This window comes from Enterococcus sp. HMSC076E04 (assembly GCF_001814285.1).
In the GTDB taxonomy this organism is placed as follows: domain Bacteria; phylum Bacillota; class Bacilli; order Lactobacillales; family Enterococcaceae; genus Enterococcus_B; species Enterococcus_B lactis.
Genome location: NZ_KV815589.1, coordinates 19056 through 22379, shown reverse-complemented (window position 1 = coordinate 22379; position 3324 = coordinate 19056). Strand labels below are relative to the sequence as shown.

The window sequence follows — 3324 nt, the reverse complement described above, 5'->3', positions numbered from 1 at the left end:
CTAATTATAAATACGAGTATATTTTCATTATGGATTACAATACTGGGAAAGAATTAGCTCGAGTAAGAGCTGATGGAATTTATAGACCAGATGTAAATCAAGCTTATAATACTTCTGGAAATGTTGGTTATCATGTATCTTTCAATATGCGTAATTTTCCTAATAAGAAAGTCTATGTCATGATGCGTGCAACGAATGATCCAGAAGGGAACACTAAAGGCGGAGCACAAGATTTTCATGATAAACGCTGGTATTTAAATATTCCGCAACGATAAAAAAATAGCCCCTCGTAGAGGGGCAGTACATAACGATATTGACTATTATCAGTTGTCTTTTTACGCTTTGTGACAACTTGTATTGGTTATAGTAGATAAATTCTAAAGCTATCGTAAGAGAATGTTTTTAGTTCCTATAAACTCTAAACTTAGAATTTTAGCTCTTTTAGATTGCTGGAAGTCTTGGGCTATATTTTTTTTCTTAACGTAAAAGGTTACCGGGACATATATAGCGGGGGATATTTCTCTTAAACCAAGGGTCAATATTTTATTTTTGTAAGGATGATTAAATGCGATATCTAATTTCATAGAAGAACCGTTTCTATCAGCTTCAGAAACATAAATAACGGATCCGTTATAATCTTCTAGGAATATATCTAAAATGAAATCAAACAGAGTAATTCTATCTTTGATAGAGCCAAACATTTTATGTCGCTGAATTTTTTCATATGTAATTGAAGAAGAAGCCAATTTACTGCAAAGAGATTTAGGAGGTTCATTATATATTTTGTGTAGTCCAAGCAAATGTGGAAGTTGAAGAATATCAAATTTTATGTAAAAGCAATCTAGAGGGGTGGATGGGGTTGTTAAAATTGCCGTTTTGCCATCAAGATTTGTTAGATATTGATTATAAGTTTTTTTTAAATCTTTAGGCATAGAAGGCGCTCCTCTGTTTAGTTTTTAACAAAAAAAAAAGAGAGTGCAAAGTATGGATACCGTCCCATACAGACCAACGCTAGGCTAACCCGCCTGCGGGGGAACGTGAGTGCACTCTTCTCACTTTGATTGATATGATTATTATCAATCTAGAGCTAACTGAAAGATGAGGTGATAGATCTATCCTCGTAATTAATATAACATTTACGTAAAATTTATGCAAGCGTAAAATATAAAAAACAATAAGATGAAAAATTAAGAAAACTTAATATATACGATTTAATATAACGATTTGTACGTGTGGCACATTATTTTGATGCAGTATAATTACAAATTATAAGTGATAAAATAACGTTTTTTTGAATATTGTAATTCTTGCTAATAAAAAACCATTGATCTCGGAAATCAATGGCAAGGTTATAGATTCTAGACACTAGAATTCAAGACTAAGCTAGGGATTGAACAGATTGGATATCCGTGCAAGTGCTTGTAGGCCATGTTGACAGCATGGTCTTTTTTTTGCTTACAATGTCATTCTATACTACGTAAAAAAAGCGTCAATAATTTTTTTACTATAAAGCTAAGCAAATGAATGTTAAATATACTCTATTTTTTCTTTTAAAGTTATGCAATAATAAATATGCCATCACAACAAAAGAATGAAACCCATTATTTTCTAGTCTATGTCCATTCTTTTTGTTTGCAGTAGTTGTGATGGCTTTCCGTACTCTTAGCTCAGTTGGTTAGAGCAGACGGCTCATAACCGTCCGGTCGTAGGTTCGAGTCCTACAGGGTACATAGAAGAGCCCCCTTACTCTTCTGAGTAGGGGGTATTTTTTATTCTGGTATACAGTGTTTTTATAGATTCAGCTACAACGGGATATTCTAGCTCGTCTAATTCATCTAAAGAAAAGTAATTTATTAAGCCCATAACCTTAGCACCTAAAATTGAAGATTCATCTAAGTCTACAATTAGATAAATATGATCTGTACATTGAATATAGTCAACATTTCCATATGATTTATTGTAAAATGTAAGATAATCATACCCAATATTATAATCTACTGAAAGAGATGCATCAGCGAGAAAATCTTTATAAAGAATTTTGTACATAATGCACCTCCCTACTCATGAAATCTTCACTCACCGTACTTTGTACGAAGCATGTAACCATCTCTTGATAATTCCAAGTTGATCTGTCTTTAATATCAATAGAAATTTCAGGATTATTTACTTCTGTAACTATTTTAACATGTTTCATTTTAAATTGCCCATTATTTTTTATCATCGCACTTCCTAAATAATTAAGACGGACATTACTATCTGAAAAATCCTTGTCTTCAACTATCAGAGTGGGAGTAGCACTAACAAGAGGAACTAATGTTTGTATAAATAAAATGGATTAACAATTTTATGATATAAAGGGAGCTTCGTGGTATGATTGGAGTATAGTTGTCCTTTCAGCGCTTCAAACTCAATCATAATTTTAGTTTGCCTTTTTTCGAACATACATAAGCGAAACACATTATTTTAAAAAAAATGATATGGCACAATCTTAACTGATAATTTAAGATGAATGTAGTCAGAGTTTTTTGGTTTAATCTTCCTTCAAAGGAGCCCACTCTTCGGAGTGGGTTGTTCCGTACCCTTAGCTCAGTTGGTCAGAGCAAACGGCTCATAACCGTCCGGTCGTAGGTTCGAGTCCTAAAGGGTACCTTAATGTAGCCATTTGAATCGTTATGTGTTAGAATTTTTTTGAAGAGTATTATACAAGCTAAAGCTTTTCTTCATTGCCACTCAAATGAGTGGCTTTTTTATGTATTCTTTTATGGATTAATGAAAGGATGTTTCACATAGTTATACTTCTGTATATTTGAAAAGTTTTAATTTGATTTTTAAATGGAAAGACATTTGGGTTAAATTGTGAGATAATAATAAAGAAGAGTTTAAAGCGTTCCCCAAAAACCACTCCCCAAAAGTGTGTTACGCTTTAAACTCTTTTATATTTGAAGCCATTAAAAAGCATACCATATAACTGTAAAAAATAATGGAAAAAAGACTTATAATTGGAGTGATAGTTAATTAGTGACTTATTTTTGATTTTATAGCACTGATACTATAAAATATAGATATCATCATATTACACAATCTTAATACTAACTTAAAAATATCTCCTTTTATAAGTATGGTGATAAAATCCGTTCCGGGCTACCTTTTTAGGTAGCCTACTTTAATCTTTATACCTTTCTGGATCAACGAAAGTATACTTTATATAGTCATAACGCCGATGATCGCTACGTGCGTCCGGCACGTCAGTCACCACATCAAACAAAAAGTATACATCCTTCTTCATTCTCGTTTTCGCAGCAGGAATTTTAAAGTAGTTCTTAT

General features: G+C 32.3%; 3 protein-coding genes, 2 tRNA genes and 1 pseudogene. 3 read left to right on the top strand and 3 right to left on the bottom strand.

What is annotated here, in order from left to right; genetic code table 11:
• A pseudogene (locus tag HMPREF2961_RS06430) lies at nucleotides 1–275 on the top strand (N-acetylmuramoyl-L-alanine amidase); the annotation flags it as partial.
• Between the two features lie 108 nt (nucleotides 276–383).
• On the opposite strand, the gene HMPREF2961_RS06425 reads toward HMPREF2961_RS06430, so the two are convergent.
• Nucleotides 384–932: a PBECR4 domain-containing protein gene (locus HMPREF2961_RS06425; protein WP_070704365.1), complete on the bottom strand. Its 549-nt coding sequence runs from the start codon at nucleotides 930–932 to the stop codon at nucleotides 384–386.
• 724 nt (nucleotides 933–1656) lie between these two features.
• On the opposite strand from HMPREF2961_RS06425, the gene HMPREF2961_RS06420 reads away from it, so the two are divergent.
• Nucleotides 1657–1730 (top strand) — tRNA-Ile (locus tag HMPREF2961_RS06420).
• A gap of 13 nt (nucleotides 1731–1743) precedes the next feature.
• On the opposite strand, the gene HMPREF2961_RS06415 is transcribed toward HMPREF2961_RS06420, so the two are convergent.
• Nucleotides 1744–2046: a hypothetical protein gene (locus HMPREF2961_RS06415; protein ID WP_002342977.1), complete on the bottom strand. Its 303-nt coding sequence runs from the start codon at nucleotides 2044–2046 to the stop codon at nucleotides 1744–1746.
• 529 nt (nucleotides 2047–2575) lie between these two features.
• Between HMPREF2961_RS06415 and HMPREF2961_RS06405 the strand changes: the two genes are divergently transcribed.
• Nucleotides 2576–2649: transfer RNA gene (locus HMPREF2961_RS06405), tRNA-Ile, on the top strand.
• A 514-nt stretch (nucleotides 2650–3163) separates the two neighbouring features.
• Here the strand turns inward: HMPREF2961_RS06405 and HMPREF2961_RS15705 are convergent.
• Nucleotides 3164–3324: DUF5960 family protein (locus tag HMPREF2961_RS15705; RefSeq protein ID WP_256277982.1), on the bottom strand; the 161-nt coding region annotated here is incomplete at its 5' end.

Bases quoted from the DNA above. Each gene is read 5' to 3' on its own strand.
- HMPREF2961_RS06425 (WP_070704365.1), bottom strand. From the start codon at position 932: ATGCCTAAAGATTTAAAAAAAACTTATAATCAATATCTAACAAATCTT.
- HMPREF2961_RS06415 (WP_002342977.1), bottom strand. From the start codon at position 2,046: ATGTACAAAATTCTTTATAAAGATTTTCTCGCTGATGCATCTCTTTCA.